Raw genomic sequence first — 18,044 nt, 5'->3', positions numbered from 1 at the left:
CAATTTTTCGTGACATATTCGCGATAAGTCTCCGCCTCCGTCATGCTTAGAAAAACGCATGACGGAGGATGCCATGAAACTGAAAAAACTGACGGAAGCCGACGTGACGGCAGAATCCGTTTTTATGCTGCAACGTCGCCAGGTCCTGAAAATGTTAGGCATCAGCGCGACCGCCCTTTCACTCTCTCCCACCGCGCAAGCGGATCTGCTGGATTGGTTTAAAGGCAACGACCGCCCACCGGCGCCTGCAGGTAAAGCGCTGACTTTCGATAAACCAGCACAGTGGCAAAACAATCTGACGCTGACGCCGGAAGATAAAGTATCCGGCTACAACAACTTCTATGAATTCGGGCTCGATAAAGCTGACCCTGCAGCCAATGCTGGCAGCCTGCGCACCGATCCGTGGACGCTGACGATCGGTGGCGAAGTGGCGAAACCGCTGACGCTCGATCATGATGACCTGACCAGGCGATTCCCGCTGGAGGAGCGTATTTACCGGATGCGCTGCGTCGAAGCCTGGTCGATGGTGGTTCCGTGGGTCGGATTCCCGTTGCATAAATTACTCTCACTGGTCGAACCCACCAGCAACGCCCGCTACGTGGCATTTAAAACCCTTTACGCCCCTGAGCAAATGCCAGGCCAGAAAGATCGTTTTATCGGCGGCGGGCTGGCGTACCCATACGTTGAGGGACTGCGGCTTGATGAGGCGATGCATCCTCTGACTCTGCTCAGCGTTGGCGTATATGGCAAAGCGCTGCCGCCGCAGAACGGCGCGCCGGTTCGGTTAACCATTCCCTGGAAATACGGCTTTAAAGGGATCAAGTCCATCGTTAGTATCGAACTGACTCGCGAGCGCCCCCCCACGACCTGGAACCTGGCCGGTCCCGATGAATACGGTTTCTACGCCAACGTCAATCCGCATGTCGACCACCCCCGCTGGTCGCAGGCGACCGAGCGATTTATCGGCGCTGGCGGCGTGCTGGACGTCAAACGTCAGCCAACGCTGTTGTTCAACGGCTATGCTGATGAAGTTGCGTCGCTGTACCGGGGCCTGAATTTGCGGGAGAACTACTAGTGCGCCTGAACGTAAAACAGATAACCGGGCTGAAAGTGATGCTCCATCTGGCCGGTTTTTTACCCTTGATATGGCTTTTCTGGGCAGGAAATCAGGGGTATTTCAGCGCTGACCCGGCAAAAGATATTCAGCACTTTACCGGTAGGATGGCTCTTAAATTCCTGCTGGCGACCTTGCTTGTCTCTCCGCTGGCGCGCTACGCTAAGCAGCCTTTATTGATACGCACCCGACGCTTATTAGGTTTATGGTGCTTTGCCTGGGCCACGCTGCATTTGACCAGCTACACGCTGCTCGAACTCGGCATTAACAATCTGGCGCTATTGGGCACGGAAGTGCTCACCAGGCCTTACCTGACGTTGGGCTTGATTAGTTGGTTGATACTGCTGGCCCTTGCGGCGACGTCTACCCAGGCGATGCAGCGAAAACTGGGCCGTCGCTGGCAAACATTACATAACTTCGTCTATTTAGCCGCGATCCTCGCCCCCATCCACTATCTGTGGTCGGTGAAGATTTTATCCCCACAGCCAATGATTTATACGCTACTGGCGATCCTGCTTTTAGCGTGGCGTTACAAGAAGTTCCGCCAGTGGTGGCGCTAATCTCCGGATATGTGCAGTTTCCCGCAGTTCTTTTATCAGCCGCGACTCTTTACACGATAGCGGTTGATAATCTTCCCTGATAAGACCAGTATTTAGCTGCCAAATGCTACGAAATCGTTATAATGTGCGACTTTGGTTTTCCTGACGGGCTTTTATAGCCCTGAAAAGGTGACAATTGCGTATCGAAGGTATATTTTGTTTTTTACCCGAGAATGGCAGAAGATGGCCGCAAGATGGTTGATAAGTTCCGCATTTTGCTTCTAAGCAGTCGGGGTTTACCTGTCGGCTTCAAACGAAGCGCTGCGTCTTGATATCAGCAGTAATTCATATGCTTTACAGACGGCGCTAATACGCCTGTCACAATCACACTAAACAAAGAGTACGGAACCCACTCATGGATATTCGTAAGATTAAAAAACTGATCGAGCTGGTTGAAGAATCAGGCATCTCCGAACTGGAAATTTCTGAAGGCGAAGAGTCTGTACGCATCAGTCGTGCCTCGCCGAACGTAGGTTTCCCGGTGATGCAACAGGCTTACGCTGCACCGATGATGCAGCAGCCAGCTTTGTCTAACGCTGTCGCGCCTGCGGCAACTCCAGCAATGGAAGCCCCTGCAGCAGCGGAAATCAGTGGTCACATCGTACGTTCCCCAATGGTTGGTACTTTCTACCGCACCCCGAGCCCGGATGCGAAAGCGTTCATCGAAATCGGTCAGAAAGTTAACGCGGGCGATACCCTGTGCATCGTTGAAGCCATGAAAATGATGAACCAGATTGAAGCCGATAAATCCGGCGTGGTGAAAGCCATTCTGGTCGAAAGTGGTCAACCGGTAGAATTTGACGAGCCACTGGTCGTCATCGAATAACGAGGCGAACATGCTGGATAAAATTGTTATCGCCAACCGCGGCGAGATTGCATTGCGTATCCTGCGTGCCTGTAAAGAACTGGGCATCAAGACCGTTGCTGTGCACTCAACGGCGGATCGCGATTTAAAACACGTATTGTTGGCGGATGAGACGGTCTGTATCGGCCCGGCTCCGTCCGTAAAAAGCTATCTGAATATCCCGGCAATCATCAGCGCCGCTGAAATCACTGGCGCAGTGGCTATTCATCCGGGTTATGGTTTTCTCTCAGAAAACGCGAATTTCGCCGAACAGGTAGAACGTTCTGGCTTTATCTTTATCGGCCCGAAAGCTGACACCATCCGCCTGATGGGCGACAAAGTGTCTGCAATTACCGCGATGAAGAAAGCGGGCGTGCCGACCGTTCCCGGTTCCGACGGCCCTCTGGGCGACGATATGGATGCTAACCGTGCTCATGCGAAACGCATTGGCTACCCGGTGATTATCAAAGCATCCGGCGGCGGCGGCGGTCGCGGTATGCGCGTTGTTCGCGGTGATGCCGAACTGGCGCAATCCATCTCCATGACTAAAGCTGAAGCGAAAGCTGCTTTCAGCAACGACATGGTTTATATGGAGAAATACCTGGAGAATCCTCGTCATATTGAGATCCAGGTTCTGGCTGATGGCCAGGGCAACGCTATCTATCTGGCGGAACGCGACTGCTCTATGCAGCGTCGTCACCAGAAAGTGGTCGAAGAAGCGCCAGCACCGGGCATTACCCCGGAACTGCGTCGCTATATCGGCGAGCGCTGCTCCAAAGCATGCGTGGATATCGGCTATCGCGGGGCGGGTACTTTCGAGTTCCTGTTTGAAAACGGCGAGTTCTATTTCATCGAAATGAACACCCGTATTCAGGTTGAACACCCGGTAACTGAAATGATCACCGGCGTTGACCTGATCAAAGAGCAGTTGCGTATTGCAGCTGGTCAGCCGCTGTCCATCAAGCAGGACGAAGTCGTGGTTAAAGGCCATGCGGTGGAATGCCGTATCAACGCCGAAGACCCGAACACCTTCCTGCCGAGCCCGGGTAAAATTACTCGCTTCCACGCGCCGGGCGGTTTTGGCGTACGTTGGGAGTCTCATATCTACGCAGGTTACACCGTGCCTCCGTACTATGACTCAATGATCGGTAAGCTTATCTGCTACGGCGAAAACCGTGATGTGGCGATTGCACGTATGAAGAATGCGTTGCAGGAACTGATTATCGATGGCATCAAAACCAACGTTGATCTGCAGATTCGTATCATGAACGACGAGCATTTCCAGAATGGTGGCACCAATATCCACTATCTGGAGAAAAAACTCGGATTGCAGGAGAAGTAATACTGCCATCGTTGCAAGAGGCCGGATAATCCGGCCTTTTTCTTTTTCTCTCTTCTCATCTTTTCCATGCGGTACAATCCCCGCTTTCTTCATCTTCAAGGGACAAAAATGGACAAACGGTTTGTTCAGGCCCATAAAGAAGCGCGCTGGGCGCTGTGGCTGACCCTCCTCTATCTTGCTGCCTGGCTGGCTGGCGCCTATCTGCCGGGCGTGGGTATTGGTATAACCGGCCTGCCGCATTGGTTCGAAATGGCCTGTCTGCTGGTACCACTGCTGTTTATCCTACTATGTTGGGGAATGGTGCGTTTCATTTTCCGCGACATCTCTCTGGAGGATAACGATGAAATTTGAAATCATCGTCGTCCTGCTTGCCTATCTGTGTTTGGTATTCGGGCTGTCGTTTTACGCGATGCGCAAACGCAGTAGCGGCAATTTTCTCAGCGAGTATTTTCTCGGGAGCCGTTCAATGGGTGGCTTCGTCCTCGCGATGACGCTGACGACCACCTATATCAGTGCCAGCTCATTTATTGGTGGGCCGGGAGCCGCCTATAAATACGGGCTTGGCTGGGTGCTGCTGGCCATGATTCAGGTTCCGACAATCTGGCTCTCGCTCGGTATTCTCGGCAAGAAATTCGCTATCCTGGCGCGGCGTTACAACGCGATCACCCTGAACGATATGCTACAGGCGCGTTATCAAAGTCGCGCGGTCGTATGGATAGCCAGCGTGAGCCTGCTGGTCGCTTTTGTCGGGGCGATTGCCGTGCAGTTTATCGGCGGAGCCCGACTGCTGGAGACAGCCGCCGGAATTAAGTATGAAAATGGGCTGCTGATCTTTGGCATCACCATTGCGTTGTATACGGCCTTCGGCGGCTTTCGCGCCAGCGTCCTCAATGACACCATGCAGGGTATGGTAATGCTGATCGGCACAATCGTGCTGCTGGTTGGCGTCGTCCACACGGCTGGCGGTTTACATAATGCTGTCGATACGCTACAGCACATCGACCCGAAGCTGGTGTCGCCACAAGGTGCGGATGATATTCTCACCCCTGCCTTTATGATGTCCTTTTGGGTGCTGGTATGCTTCGGCGTTATCGGCCTGCCGCATACCGCCGTGCGCTGTATTTCCTATAAGGATAGTAAAGCCGTCCACCGCGGGATCATTATCGGTACCATTGTTGTCGCGATCCTCATGTTTGGTATGCATCTGGCCGGCGCGCTGGGAAGAGCAGTGCTGCCTGACCTGACCGTCCCGGATCAAGTGATCCCGACTCTGATGGTACAGGTCCTGCCGCCGTGGGCCGCCGGTCTGTTTCTGGCCGCGCCAATGGCCGCAATCATGTCGAACGTTAACGCCCATTTATTGCAGGCATCGGCTACGATCATTAAAGATCTTTGGCTCAGCGCACAACCGGCAAAAAGACATAACGAGCAGAAGTTAAAGCGGATCTCAACGATCACTACGCTGGTACTAGGGATCCTGATGATGCTCGCCGCCTGGCGTCCGCCTGAGATGATCATCTGGCTCAACCTGCTGGCATTCGGTGGGCTTGAGGCAGTGTTCTTATGGCCACTGGTGCTGGGTCTGTACTGGGAACGTGCGAACGCCAAAGGCGCATTGAGCGCTATGATCGTCGGCGGCGTACTGTATGCCATACTCGCCACTTTTAATGTTCAGTATCTGGGGTTCCACCCGATCGTGCCCTCGTTACTGCTAAGTTTGTTGGCTTTCCTGGTCGGAAACCGTTTTGGTTCCTCCGCCCCGCAAGCCGCCATATTGACTACTGATAAATAAAGAGTTCTGCCATGCCATGGATCCAACTGAAACTGAACACTACCGGTGCAAACGCGGAAGAACTGAGTGATGCCCTGATGGAAGCGGGCTCCGTTTCTATCACTTTCCAGGACACTCACGACACGCCGGTGTTTGAACCTTTGCCCGGTGAAACCCGCCTGTGGGGCGATACCGATGTTATCGGTCTGTTTGACGCAGAAATGGACATGAAAGAGGTGGTTGCACTTCTGGAACAGCATCCGCTTCTGGGTACCGGTTTCGTACATAAAATCGAACAGCTTGAAGACAAAGACTGGGAACGCGAATGGATGGATAACTTCCATCCCATGTGCTTCGGTAAGCGTCTGTGGATCTGCCCTAGCTGGCGCGATGTGCCGGATAAGAATGCCGTCAACGTGATGCTCGACCCGGGTCTGGCGTTTGGTACTGGTACGCATCCTACAACTGCAATGTGTCTACAGTGGCTGGATGGACTCGATCTCGAAGGCAAAACGATTATCGATTTTGGCTGCGGCTCCGGCATTCTGGCCATCGCTGCATTAAAACTGGGCGCAGCGAAAGCCATCGGTATTGATATTGACCCGCAGGCTATTCAGGCCAGCCGCGATAACGCCGAGCGTAATGGGGTTTCTGAGCGACTTGAACTCTATCTGCCGAAAGATCAGCCAGACGCCATGAAAGCCGATGTAGTGGTCGCGAACATTCTGGCCGGCCCTTTACGCGAGTTAGCTCCTCTTATCAGCGTGCTGCCAGTTACAGGCGGTCTGCTGGGCCTTTCCGGTATCCTTGCCAGCCAGGCTGAGAGCGTTTGTGAAGCCTACGCTGAGCTCTTTGACCTCGACCCAGTGGTGGAGAAAGAAGAGTGGTGCCGGATCACCGGTTGTAAAAAATAATCTTCTCTGTGGCCTCTCAGTAGGCCACATTTTTCCAAGTTTTCTGTGCAAAACCCGCCTCCCTTCCGATAAAAAATCGCGATGTAACTCACTGTAATTACGAAGGCTCTCCTGAGCGCTGGGTCACACTCAGTGAGTGATAATAAAACCTACTAGATCTAAACCGATTCCCCATCGTCGAGTATTCTTAAGATACGCTTCACGATCATGTTCTGAAAATGAGAGCATAGTCACATTAAGTTGGGATAATTTGCTGATTTATTCAGCAGATTATCTTGCCAGCCCGTGGCCCGGTGAAGAAAAAACGAGAAGTTACGCAAAATTATATGTGTAGATAAATTCGACACAAATTCCTAATGCAATGATTTGTATAGTTAATTATTTATACCTGCTCAATTGTACAGCGATTCTTTGATCCATAGCAGTGGATTGGTTAAAGTTTGGCCTTTCATCTCATGCGAAAAATGCGTAATATACGCCGCCTTGCAGTCACATATGGTCATTTCTTAACTCATGCGTATCGGACAATACCAGCTCAGAAATCGCCTGATCGCAGCGCCAATGGCTGGCATTACTGACAGACCATTCCGGACGTTGTGCTACGAGATGGGAGCAGGATTGACCGTATCCGAGATGATGTCTTCTAACCCTCAGGTTTGGGAAAGCGACAAATCTCGTTTACGGATGGTACATGTTGATGAGCCCGGTATTCGTACCGTGCAAATCGCCGGTAGCGTGCCGGAAGAAATGGCTGCAGCCGCCCGAATTAACGTGGAAAGCGGTGCCCAAATTATTGATATCAATATGGGGTGCCCGGCTAAAAAGGTGAATCGTAAGTTTGCAGGTTCAGCCCTCTTGCAGTACCCCGATCAGGTTAAGTCAATCCTGACGACGGTCGTCAAGGCAGTGGACGTTCCCGTGACTCTCAAGATTCGCACCGGTTGGGAACCGGAACACCGTAACTGTGTAGAGATTGCCCAACTGGCTGAAGAATGTGGCATTCAGGCTCTGACTATTCACGGACGCACACGCGCCTGTTTGTTTAACGGAGATGCTGAGTACGACAGTATTCGGGCAGTTAAGCAGAAAGTTTCCATTCCGATTATCGCGAATGGTGACATTACTGACCCGCTTAAAGCCAGAGCTGTGCTCGACTATACGGGGGCTGATGCCCTTATGATAGGCCGCGCGGCTCAGGGAAGACCCTGGATCTTTCGGGAAATCCAGCACTATCTGGACACTGGGGAGTTGCTGCCCCCGCTGCCTTTGGCAGAGGTTAAGCGCTTGCTTTGTGCGCACGTTCGGGAACTGCATGACTTTTACGGTCAGGCAAAAGGGTACCGAATCGCGCGTAAACACGTATCCTGGTATCTCCAGGAACACGCTCCAAATGACCAGTTTCGGCGCACATTCAACGCCATTGAAGATGCCAGCGAACAGCTGGCGGCGTTGGAGGCATACTTCGAAAATCTTGCGTAATAGAAATAAAGAGCTGACAGAACTATGTTCGAACAACGCGTAAATTCTGACGTACTGACCGTTTCTACCGTTAACTCTCAGGATCAGGTAACTCAAAAACCCCTGCGTGACTCGGTTAAACAGGCACTGAAGAACTATTTTGCTCAACTGAATGGTCAGGATGTGAGTGACCTGTATGAGCTGGTACTGGCTGAAGTAGAACAGCCCCTGTTGGACATGGTGATGCAATACACCCGTGGTAACCAGACGCGCGCTGCCCTGATGATGGGTATCAACCGTGGTACTCTGCGTAAGAAACTGAAAAAATACGGCATGAACTGATACTAATCAGTTAACTGTATGATTAAAAAGGCGCTCTTCGGCATGGGGAAGCGCCTTTTTTATTTCCTCTGGTTTATCAATTCGTCGCTACTCGCAGGCCATTTACCTGATTACTTACACCACAAAGTGACGACATAATATTATCAACCAAAGCAGGCGCCTGTTGATAAAGGTCGAACTGTTCCGGCTCCATTAACCAGTTTTTGATAATGCCGGTAAATGCGCTATGTAATATAATCAATAAAATCTCAACGTTTGTTTCAGCTGGTAATAATCTATTACTAAGACAGCGCTGTAAAACCCCACGGATAATGGGATAGCTAAAGCCTATTCTTTTACGAATCTCCACCTCTGACATCATCTCGCTGGAAAATTCGCATTTATGATACAGAATTTGCATTAACGCGCGCTGCCTGGGATTATCGGCAATATATTGCAAACCCGTAATAAATTTCACCCGTAGATTGCCTAACAGATCTTGACTGTCTGTCGGTATTTGATGCTGAAGCAGGTCTCGTAACGGTTGCTGCTGTTGCCACATTTCATTAAACAACTCTGCTTTACTGGAGAAATGCCAGTATACGGCTCCTCGTGTCACGCCAGCAGCATCAGCAATGTCGGTTAGCGTGGTGCTGGTGACCCCACGCAGAGCGAATTGCTGAATGGCAGACTCAATCAGGAGCTGCCTCGTCTTTAACGCATCTTCTTTTGTTCTTCTTGGCATACGATGCTCCGCTTAACGCCGGGCTAAAGATATAGAAAATACATAGATGCGTATAAATCTAGCACTAGAAAATTAATATTTCTTAGCAAAAATACAGATAAGTTAAATCTCAAATCAAAATCAAATAAATACACAAAAGGAATGATTTAATTAAATTACATTCACAATGCAAATATCAATGTAAGCAAGTTTTACCTTAAGCTAATCCTTAAAATAAAATGGCTAATATTTTGTTTTTGCGTGCCTTGCTGGCGGCTAAAAAATAACTATTCCTTACATACCTCGTTTTTTATTTGTAGGATAACAAACCGCTTTTTTATCCATTATTTCTTTCACAGATTGGTTGCCAAACTCGGCACGCAATCTATAAGGAACAGCAATGACGAGTCACGCCCGGGTTACACTTTTATCCAGCCTAATCATCTCTACCATCTTGCTTAGCGGTTGCGATAATTCAGGTGATCAACAACCGCATGCGCAGATACCTCAGGTTTCAGTCCATATTGTAAGCAGCGCGCCGCTGTCAGTGACCACGGAACTTCCGGGTCGGACCTCGGCATACCGCGTTGCGGAAGTACGTCCGCAGGTTAGCGGGATAATTCTACAGCGTAACTTTGTCGAAGGTAGCGACGTCAATGCCGGGCAGTCTCTCTATCAAATCGACCCAGCGACTTATCAAGCCGCTTATAACAGCGCAAAAGGTGATGAAGCCAAAGCCGAAGCAGCAGCGGCCATCGCCCATCTGACTGTGAAACGCTACGCACCTCTTCTCGGAACACAATACATCAGCCAGCAGGAATACGATCAGGCTGTGGCAACTGCACGCCAGGCCGATGCCGATGTTATTGCCGCAAAAGCCACCGTCGAAAGTGCGCGCATTAATCTGGCTTACACCAAAGTGACATCGCCTATCAGCGGCCGCATCGGTAAATCCAGCGTTACTGAAGGTGCCCTCGTGACCAACGGGCAGGCCGATGCCATGGCAACGGTACAACAGCTCGACCCTATTTATGTCGATGTCACCGAATCCAGCAATGATTTCATGCGTTTGAAACAGGAAAGCCTGCAGCACGGTAGCGACACCAAAAGCGTGCAGCTGATTATGGAAAACGGTCAACCTTACGCACTAAAAGGCACTCTGCAATTCTCCGACGTCACTGTGGATGAAAGCACTGGCTCAATTACGCTGCGAGCAATCTTTCCGAATCCACAACATTCGCTGCTGCCGGGGATGTTCGTCCGCGCCCGCATTGATGAAGGTGTGGCTCCGAATGCCATCCTGGTTCCTCAGCAGGGAGTCACCCGCACACCACGTGGTGATGCCAGCGTGATGATCGTTAATGACAAAAACCAAGTTGAAAGCCGCCAGGTTGCGACCTCACAGGCGATTGGCGACAAGTGGTTAATTACCAGCGGTCTTAAATCTGGTGAAAAAGTTATTGTCAGCGGTCTGCAGAAAGTTCGTCCCGGCGTCACAGTGAAGGCCGAAGTGGATACCGCGACGTCCGTCGCGCAATAAGGTACGAATAACTATGTCTAAGTTTTTTATCCATCGACCGGTATTCGCCTGGGTGCTGGCCATCATTATGATGATTGCTGGCGGTCTCGCGATTATGCAACTGCCTATCGCACAATATCCGACGATCGCCCCGCCAGCTGTTGCCATCTCTGCGACCTACCCAGGTGCGGATGCGCAGACCGTGCAGGATACTGTGACTCAGGTTATCGAACAGAACATGAATGGTATCGATAACCTGATGTACATGTCTTCAACCAGCGATTCCGCGGGCGGCGTCACCATCACCTTGACCTTCACATCGGGTACAGATCCGGATATTGCGCAAGTCCAGGTGCAGAATAAGCTACAGCTCGCCACACCGCTGCTACCTCAGGAAGTGCAGCAACAGGGGATTAGCGTTGAGAAATCAAGTAGCAGTTTCCTGCTGGTTGCTGGATTCATCTCCGATAACACCAGCACTACTCAGGATGATATTTCTGACTACGTTGCATCAAACGTCAAAGATACTATTAGCCGACTTAACGGCGTCGGCGACGTACAGCTCTTCGGGGCCCAATATGCGATGCGTGTTTGGCTGGATGGCAACCTGCTGAATAAGTACAACCTGACGCCTGTTGATGTGATTAACCAGTTGCAGGTACAGAACGATCAGATTGCAGCAGGCCAACTTGGCGGAACGCCCGCTATTAAAGGCCAACAATTAAACGCGTCAATCATTGCTCAAACACGACTGAAAGACCCTGCAGAGTTTGGCAAGGTGACGCTGCGGGTGAACGCTGACGGCTCAGTGGTTCATCTGAAAGATGTGGCTCGCATTGAGCTGGGCGGTGAAAACTATAACGTCGTCGCCAAAATTAACGGTAAACCAGCATCCGGGCTGGGGATTAAGCTTGCTACCGGCGCCAATGCCCTCGACACCGCTGCTGCGATTAAAGCAAAGCTTGCCGAACTACAACCCTACTTTCCGCAGGGCATGAAAGTCGTTTACCCTTACGACACCACACCATTCGTGAAGATCTCTATTCATGAGGTGGTGAAGACGCTGTTTGAAGCAATTATTCTCGTCTTCCTGGTGATGTATCTGTTCCTCCAGAACATCCGTGCCACATTGATCCCCACCATTGCGGTTCCTGTCGTCTTGCTTGGCACATTCGCCGTGCTGGCTACCTTTGGCTATTCCATCAACACGCTAACGATGTTCGGTATGGTGCTGGCAATAGGATTGCTGGTCGATGATGCCATCGTGGTGGTGGAAAACGTCGAGCGCGTGATGGTAGAAGAGAGGCTATCCCCAAAAGAAGCGACAGAAAAATCAATGTCGCAAATTCAGGGGGCACTGGTTGGTATAGCCATGGTGCTATCGGCAGTTTTTGTTCCCATGGCCTTCTTTGGCGGTTCTACGGGCGCGATTTATCGCCAATTCTCCATCACTATCGTCTCGGCGATGGCGCTATCCGTGTTGGTTGCACTGATCCTGACACCTGCACTTTGCGCCACTTTATTGAAACCCGCCTCCGCCGATCATCATGCGAAGAAAGGTTTTTTTGGCTGGTTTAATGCGAAATTTGACCGTAGTGTCAACCATTACACCAACAGCGTCAGCGGGATCCTACGCTGTACCGGACGCTATCTCATCATCTATCTGCTGATTGTCATTGGCATGGCCGTACTGTTTATGCGTCTGCCAACCTCATTTTTACCGGATGAGGATCAGGGGGTATTTATGACCATGATTCAACTTCCATCCGGCGCGACGCAAGAACGTACACAGAAGGTCCTCGATACCGTTACCGACTACTATCTGCATAAAGAGAAGGCGAATGTTGAAAGCGTCTTTACCGTTAACGGTTTTAGTTTTAGCGGCCAGGGACAAAACTCCGGTATGGCATTTGTCAGTCTGAAGCCATGGGAGGAGCGCAGTGGTTCGAAGAATGGGGTTGAAGCAATCATCAAGCGAGCCACTGTCGCTTTTAGCCAGATTAAAGACGCCATGGTTTTCCCATTCAATCTCCCCGCAATTATTGAGTTGGGTACCGCGACAGGCTTCGATTTTGAGCTTATCGACCAGGGTAACCTCGGTCATAGCGCGCTGACTCAAGCACGAAATCAGTTGCTTGGTATGGTAAGAGAACATCCGGATCAACTGGTGCGTGTACGACCAAATGGGCTTGAAGATACTCCGCAATTTAAGCTTGATGTTGATCAGGAGAAAGCCCAGGCACTGGGCATTTCACTATCTGATATCAATGAAACCATTTCCGCAGCACTAGGTGGCTATTACGTTAATGATTTTATTGACCATGGTAGGGTTAAAAAAGTCTATGTTCAGGCTGACGCCCATTTCCGTATGTTGCCGAGCGACATCAACAGTATGTACGTCCGTAGCGCTAATGGCGAAATGGTACCATTCTCAGCTTTTGTAACCTCACACTGGGTTTATGGTTCTCCGCGCCTGGAGCGTTATAACGGCTTACCTTCGATGGAAATTCTGGGTGAAGCCGCTCCGGGCAAAAGTACCGGGGATGCAATGATTTTGATGGAACAACTAGCCAACAAACTGCCTACTGGTATTGGCTTCGACTGGACAGGAATGTCTTATCAGGAGCGCTTATCCGGTAATCAGGCACCTGCTTTATATGCAATTTCGCTAATAGTGGTTTTCCTGTGCCTTGCCGCACTCTATGAAAGCTGGTCTATTCCATTCTCAGTGATGTTAGTCGTCCCGTTAGGGGTTGTCGGGGCATTATTAGCAGCCTCATTACGTGGGCTTAATAATGACGTTTATTTTCAGGTAGGTTTATTAACGACAATCGGTCTCTCTGCCAAAAACGCTATTCTTATTGTCGAATTTGCGAAAGACCTTATGGATAAAGAAGGGAAGGGAATCATTGAAGCAACACTCGAAGCATCTCGTATGCGTTTACGCCCTATCTTAATGACCTCATTGGCCTTTATTCTTGGTGTACTGCCCTTGGTTATTAGCCATGGGGCAGGCAGCGGGGCACAAAACGCCGTGGGTACGGGAGTTATGGGAGGAATGTTGACAGCAACGTTGCTGGCTATCTTCTTCGTACCGGTATTCTTTGTTGTTGTAAGACGCCGCTTTACTAAGCATATCGAGTAAGCCTCTCTTTCCAAAGGCGCCATTCTGGCGCCTTTTTTTATGCCTGAAGTTTTTGATCATCCCGATAAAAATCAACGTGTTTATTATTTTTTAAAAGATCGCACGTTATTCAACGTACCATATTATGACGACATAATCGCGTAAGTTTCTTCACGATATTTACGTTGCTCATAAATTGAGATTATTTACCCTACCCGTCCTCAGTATTACCGATGATAAAATAGGCTATTCCGTAATGTATGGGTTCCCATTACAGCGAAACGGATTATTTAGAGGTAACATCATGAAAAAATTCGTTTTAGTCACATTGCTGACAACGCTTCTCGCTGGTTGTGCACATGATTCTCCGTGTGTACCCGTCTATGACTCCGAAGGCAGATTAGTACATACTAATACCTGTATGAAAGGAACGACTCAGGACAACTGGGAAACCGCGGGTGCTATTGCCGGAGGCGCGGCTGCGATTGCAGGCTTGACGCTTGGCATTGTCGCACTAACTCGCTAATCACTTACAACCCCCGTTATGCACTGGTACCGGAGCTAAGCCCGGTACCGTTTTTCGGCAAGATAGACTCAATATACTTAAGTTACTGCACCAATGCTCTGTTCTCTGTGATCTGAATAGCGCAGGCCACTCTAACGATATAAACCGAAGCTGAATTGAGCACATAGCGCGAATTGATATTTTCACGCGATTAGAAACGCAAAAAGCCCATCCTGACGGATGGGCTTTTCACTTATTTGGTGCCTGGCAATGCCCTACTCTCACATGGGGAGACCCCACACTACCATCGGCGCTACGGCGTTTCACTTCTGAGTTCGGCATGGGGTCAGGTGGGACCACCGCGCTATCGTTGCCAGGCAAATTCTTTTCAAATCGCCGAACTTTAACCTAAAAACTGGTGCTGATACCCAGAGTCGAACTGGGGACCTCACCCTTACCAAGGGTGCGCTCTACCAACTGAGCCATATCAGCACACTAAATTTGATGCCTGGCAGTTCCCTACTCTCACATGGGGAGACCCCACACTACCATCGGCGCTACGGCGTTTCACTTCTGAGTTCGGCATGGGGTCAGGTGGGACCACCGCGCTGTCGCCGCCAGGCAAATTCTTTGTGCTCAGTACGCAATTCTTTATCGCATCAGCCGCGTTGCCCGCGCTCGTAAAGTCAGTTACATACTTCAGTATGCTCCTTCCTTTCCATCGCTTGCCGCCTTGCTGCTGCGTAAATTATTGCCTACTCAACTCTGAATCTAAGCTGAAAATCTTCTCTCAATTCCGCCAAAACATCTTCGGCGTTGTAAGGTTAAGCCTCACGGTTCATTAGTACCGGTTAGCTCAACGTATCGCTACGCTTACACACCCGGCCTATCAACGTCATCGTCTTTAACGTTCCTTCAGGACTCTCAGGGAGTCAGGGAGAACTCATCTCGGGGCAAGTTTCGTGCTTAGATGCTTTCAGCACTTATCTCTTCCGCATTTAGCTACCGGGCAATGCCATTGGCATGACAACCCGAACACCAGTGATGCGTCCACTCCGGTCCTCTCGTACTAGGAGCAGCCCCCCTCAATTCTCCAGCGCCCACGGCAGATAGGGACCGAACTGTCTCACGACGTTCTAAACCCAGCTCGCGTACCACTTTAAATGGCGAACAGCCATACCCTTGGGACCTACTTCAGCCCCAGGATGTGATGAGCCGACATCGAGGTGCCAAACACCGCCGTCGATATGAACTCTTGGGCGGTATCAGCCTGTTATCCCCGGAGTACCTTTTATCCGTTGAGCGATGGCCCTTCCATTCAGAACCACCGGATCACTATGACCTGCTTTCGCACCTGCTCGCGCCGTCACGCTCGCAGTCAAGCTAGCTTATGCCATTGCACTAACCTCCTGATGTCCGACCAGGATTAGCTAACCTTCGTGCTCCTCCGTTACTCTTTAGGAGGAGACCGCCCCAGTCAAACTACCCACCAGACACTGTCCGCAACCCGGATCACGGGTCCACGTTAGAACACCAGCCATTAAAGGGTGGTATTTCAAGGTTGGCTCCATGCAGACTGGCGTCCACACTTCAAAGCCTCCCACCTATCCTACACATCAAGGACCAGTGTTCAGTGTCAAGCTATAGTAAAGGTTCACGGGGTCTTTCCGTCTTGCCGCGGGTACACTGCATCTTCACAGCGAGTTCAATTTCACTGAGTCTCGGGTGGAGACAGCCTGGCCATCATTACGCCATTCGTGCAGGTCGGAACTTACCCGACAAGGAATTTCGCTACCTTAGGACCGTTATAGTTACGGCCGCCGTTTACCGGGGCTTCGATCAAGAGCTTCTCCTTACGGATAACCCCATCAATTAACCTTCCGGCACCGGGCAGGCGTCACACCGTATACGTCCACTTTCGTGTTTGCACAGTGCTGTGTTTTTAATAAACAGTTGCAGCCAGCTGGTATCTTCGACTGAGTTCAGCTCCGTGAGCAAGTCACTTCACCTACCATCAGCGTGCCTTCTCCCGAAGTTACGGCACCATTTTGCCTAGTTCCTTCACCCGAGTTCTCTCAAGCGCCTTGGTATTCTCTACCTGACCACCTGTGTCGGTTTGGGGTACGATTTGATGTTACCTGATGCTTAGAGGCTTTTCCTGGAAGCAGGGCATTTGTTACTTCAGCACCGTAGTGCCTCGTCATCACACCTCAGCGTTGAATGACGTTCCGGATTTACCTGGAACATCCGCCTACATGCTTAAACCGGGACAACCGTCGCCCGGCTAACATAGCCTTCTCCGTCCCCCCTTCGCAGTAACACCGAGTACAGGAATATTAACCTGTTTCCCATCGACTACGCCTTTCGGCCTCGCCTTAGGGGTCGACTCACCCTGCCCCGATTAACGTTGGACAGGAACCCTTGGTCTTCCGGCGAGCGGGCTTTTCACCCGCTTTATCGTTACTTATGTCAGCATTCGCACTTCTGATACCTCCAGCAGCCCTCACAGGCCACCTTCAACGGCTTACAGAACGCTCCCCTACCCAACAACGCATAAGCGTCGCTGCCGCAGCTTCGGTGCATGGTTTAGCCCCGTTACATCTTCCGCGCAGGCCGACTCGACCAGTGAGCTATTACGCTTTCTTTAAATGATGGCTGCTTCTAAGCCAACATCCTGGCTGTCTGTGCCTTCCCACATCGTTTCCCACTTAACCATGACTTTGGGACCTTAGCTGGCGGTCTGGGTTGTTTCCCTCTTCACGACGGACGTTAGCACCCGCCGTGTGTCTCCCGTGATAACATTCTTCGGTATTCGTAGTTTGCATCGGGTTGGTAAGTCGGGATGACCCCCTAGCCGAAACAGTGCTCTACCCCCGAAGATGAGTTCACGAGGCGCTACCTAAATAGCTTTCGGGGAGAACCAGCTATCTCCCGGTTTGATTGGCCTTTCACCCCCAGCCACAAGTCATCCGCTAATTTTTCAACATTAGTCGGTTCGGTCCTCCAGTTAGTGTTACCCAACCTTCAACCTGCCCATGGCTAGATCACCGGGTTTCGGGTCTATACCCTGCAACTTAACGCCCAGTTAAGACTCGGTTTCCCTGCGGCTCCCCTATACGGTTAACCTTGCTACAGAATATAAGTCGCTGACCCATTATACAAAAGGTACGCAGTCACCCCATTAAAGAGGCTCCTACTGCTTGTACGTACACGGTTTCAGGTTCTGTTTCACTCCCCTCGCCGGGGTTCTTTTCGCCTTTCCCTCACGGTACTGGTTCACTATCGGTCAGTCAGGAGTATTTAGCCTTGGAGGATGGTCCCCCCATATTCAGACAGGATACCACGTGTCCCGCCCTACTCTTCGAGTTCACAGCCTGTGTGTTTTTGTGTACGGGAGTATCACCCTGTACCCTGCGACTTTCCAGACGCTTCCACTAACACACAAACTGATTCAGACTCTGGGCTCCTCCCCGTTCGCTCGCCGCTACTGGGGGAATCTCGGTTGATTTCTTTTCCTCGGGGTACTTAGATGTTTCAGTTCCCCCGGTTCGCTTCGTTAAGCTATGTATTCACTTAACGATAGTGTGTCGGAACACACTGGGTTTCCCCATTCGGAAATCGTCGGTTATAACGGTTCATATCACCTTACCGACGCTTATCGCAGATTAGCACGTCCTTCATCGCCTCTGACTGCCAGGGCATCCACCGTGTACGCTTAGTCGCTTAACCTCACAACCCGAAGATGTTTCGTAAAACACTTCGCGCTGCAAAAATTTGAGAGACTCGAACACACTGTCATTCTGTTCTTA

General features: G+C 50.7%; 13 protein-coding genes, 1 tRNA gene and 3 rRNA genes. 12 read left to right on the top strand and 5 right to left on the bottom strand.

Annotation, left to right across the window (positions count from 1 at the left end; genetic code table 11):
* Positions 1-73 precede the first annotated feature (73 nt).
* The 9 genes from msrP to fis all read left to right on the top strand — a co-directional run bounded on the left by msrP (position 74) and on the right by fis (position 8,384).
* Positions 74-1,075, top strand: a complete 1,002-nt coding sequence (msrP, locus tag HV213_RS02770; protein ID WP_181484695.1) for a protein-methionine-sulfoxide reductase catalytic subunit MsrP — start codon at positions 74-76, stop codon at positions 1,073-1,075.
* The gene (msrQ, locus tag HV213_RS02765) at positions 1,075-1,674 is read left to right on the top strand and encodes a protein-methionine-sulfoxide reductase heme-binding subunit MsrQ (protein WP_181484694.1); all 600 of its coding nucleotides are present in this window, start codon (positions 1,075-1,077) and stop codon (positions 1,672-1,674) included. Before msrP ends, msrQ begins: the two co-directional genes overlap by 1 nt.
* A gap of 394 nt (positions 1,675-2,068) precedes the next feature.
* Positions 2,069-2,539, top strand: a complete 471-nt coding sequence (accB, locus tag HV213_RS02760) for an acetyl-CoA carboxylase biotin carboxyl carrier protein (RefSeq protein WP_181484693.1) — start codon at positions 2,069-2,071, stop codon at positions 2,537-2,539.
* A gap of 10 nt (positions 2,540-2,549) precedes the next feature.
* Positions 2,550-3,899 (top strand): acetyl-CoA carboxylase biotin carboxylase subunit, encoded by a 1,350-nt coding sequence (gene accC, locus HV213_RS02755; RefSeq protein ID WP_110272806.1) that lies wholly within the window; start codon positions 2,550-2,552, stop codon positions 3,897-3,899.
* Positions 3,900-4,007: 108 nt separating this feature from the next.
* Complete coding sequence (locus HV213_RS02750) at positions 4,008-4,250, top strand: YhdT family protein (RefSeq protein WP_181484692.1); 243 nt, start codon at positions 4,008-4,010, stop codon at positions 4,248-4,250.
* Entirely contained in the window at positions 4,240-5,691 is a 1,452-nt protein-coding gene (panF, locus tag HV213_RS02745; RefSeq protein ID WP_181484691.1) for a sodium/pantothenate symporter, read from the top strand. Before HV213_RS02750 ends, panF begins: the two co-directional genes overlap by 11 nt.
* Positions 5,692-5,702: 11 nt before the next feature.
* Entirely contained in the window at positions 5,703-6,584 is an 882-nt protein-coding gene (gene prmA, locus HV213_RS02740) for a 50S ribosomal protein L11 methyltransferase (RefSeq protein ID WP_181484690.1), read from the top strand.
* 513 nt (positions 6,585-7,097) lie between these two features.
* Positions 7,098-8,063 carry a tRNA dihydrouridine synthase DusB gene (gene dusB / locus HV213_RS02735; protein ID WP_181484689.1) on the top strand — a complete coding sequence of 322 codons (966 nt, stop codon included), beginning with the start codon at positions 7,098-7,100 and terminating at the stop codon, positions 8,061-8,063.
* 24 nt (positions 8,064-8,087) lie between these two features.
* On the top strand, positions 8,088-8,384 hold the full coding sequence (gene fis / locus HV213_RS02730) for a DNA-binding transcriptional regulator Fis (protein ID WP_003855228.1): 297 nt from the start codon (positions 8,088-8,090) through the stop codon (positions 8,382-8,384).
* A 76-nt stretch (positions 8,385-8,460) separates the two neighbouring features.
* On the opposite strand, the gene envR is transcribed toward fis, so the two are convergent.
* The gene (envR, locus tag HV213_RS02725) at positions 8,461-9,108 is read right to left on the bottom strand and encodes an acrEF/envCD operon transcriptional regulator (protein ID WP_181484688.1); all 648 of its coding nucleotides are present in this window, start codon (positions 9,106-9,108) and stop codon (positions 8,461-8,463) included.
* Between the two features lie 379 nt (positions 9,109-9,487).
* On the opposite strand from envR, the gene HV213_RS02720 reads away from it, so the two are divergent.
* The 3 genes from HV213_RS02720 (at position 9,488) to HV213_RS02710 (ending at position 14,256) form a co-directional block, all read left to right on the top strand.
* Positions 9,488-10,627: an efflux RND transporter periplasmic adaptor subunit gene (locus tag HV213_RS02720; protein ID WP_181484687.1), complete on the top strand. Its 1,140-nt coding sequence runs from the start codon at positions 9,488-9,490 to the stop codon at positions 10,625-10,627.
* 13 nt (positions 10,628-10,640) lie between these two features.
* Positions 10,641-13,751: an efflux RND transporter permease subunit gene (locus HV213_RS02715; RefSeq protein ID WP_181484686.1), complete on the top strand. Its 3,111-nt coding sequence runs from the start codon at positions 10,641-10,643 to the stop codon at positions 13,749-13,751.
* Positions 13,752-14,034: 283 nt separating this feature from the next.
* A complete protein-coding gene (locus HV213_RS02710; protein ID WP_110272798.1) occupies positions 14,035-14,256 on the top strand; it encodes a hypothetical protein in 222 nt (73 codons plus the stop codon).
* A 241-nt stretch (positions 14,257-14,497) separates the two neighbouring features.
* Here HV213_RS02710 and rrf (HV213_RS02705) read toward each other — a convergent pair.
* The 4 genes from rrf (HV213_RS02705) to HV213_RS02690 form a co-directional block, all read right to left on the bottom strand.
* Positions 14,498-14,613: ribosomal RNA gene (rrf, locus tag HV213_RS02705) — 5S ribosomal RNA — on the bottom strand.
* 38 nt (positions 14,614-14,651) lie between these two features.
* Positions 14,652-14,727 (bottom strand) — tRNA-Thr (locus HV213_RS02700).
* A gap of 14 nt (positions 14,728-14,741) precedes the next feature.
* A 5S ribosomal RNA gene (gene rrf / locus HV213_RS02695) occupies positions 14,742-14,857 on the bottom strand.
* Positions 14,858-15,055: 198 nt separating this feature from the next.
* Positions 15,056-17,964, bottom strand: a 23S ribosomal RNA gene (locus HV213_RS02690).
* Between the last annotated feature and the right edge of the window lie 80 nt (positions 17,965-18,044).

Origin of the sequence: Klebsiella sp. RHBSTW-00484 (assembly GCF_013705725.1) — a bacterium.
Classification (GTDB): domain Bacteria; phylum Pseudomonadota; class Gammaproteobacteria; order Enterobacterales; family Enterobacteriaceae; genus Klebsiella.
Note: the sequence above shows the minus strand (reverse complement) of the source record. Positions and strands in the feature narration are given on the sequence as shown.

Excerpts from the sequence above, each read along its gene's own strand:
- msrP (WP_181484695.1), top strand. The coding sequence starts at position 74 with ATGAAACTGAAAAAACTGACGGAAGCCGACGTGACGGCAGAATCCGTT.
- accB (WP_181484693.1), top strand. The coding sequence starts at position 2,069 with ATGGATATTCGTAAGATTAAAAAACTGATCGAGCTGGTTGAAGAATCA.
- accC (WP_110272806.1), top strand. The coding sequence starts at position 2,550 with ATGCTGGATAAAATTGTTATCGCCAACCGCGGCGAGATTGCATTGCGT.
- HV213_RS02750 (WP_181484692.1), top strand. The coding sequence starts at position 4,008 with ATGGACAAACGGTTTGTTCAGGCCCATAAAGAAGCGCGCTGGGCGCTG.
- panF (WP_181484691.1), top strand. The coding sequence starts at position 4,240 with ATGAAATTTGAAATCATCGTCGTCCTGCTTGCCTATCTGTGTTTGGTA.
- prmA (WP_181484690.1), top strand. The coding sequence starts at position 5,703 with ATGCCATGGATCCAACTGAAACTGAACACTACCGGTGCAAACGCGGAA.
- dusB (WP_181484689.1), top strand. The coding sequence starts at position 7,098 with ATGCGTATCGGACAATACCAGCTCAGAAATCGCCTGATCGCAGCGCCA.
- fis (WP_003855228.1), top strand. The coding sequence starts at position 8,088 with ATGTTCGAACAACGCGTAAATTCTGACGTACTGACCGTTTCTACCGTT.
- envR (WP_181484688.1), bottom strand. The coding sequence starts at position 9,108 with ATGCCAAGAAGAACAAAAGAAGATGCGTTAAAGACGAGGCAGCTCCTG.
- HV213_RS02720 (WP_181484687.1), top strand. The coding sequence starts at position 9,488 with ATGACGAGTCACGCCCGGGTTACACTTTTATCCAGCCTAATCATCTCT.
- HV213_RS02715 (WP_181484686.1), top strand. The coding sequence starts at position 10,641 with ATGTCTAAGTTTTTTATCCATCGACCGGTATTCGCCTGGGTGCTGGCC.
- HV213_RS02710 (WP_110272798.1), top strand. The coding sequence starts at position 14,035 with ATGAAAAAATTCGTTTTAGTCACATTGCTGACAACGCTTCTCGCTGGT.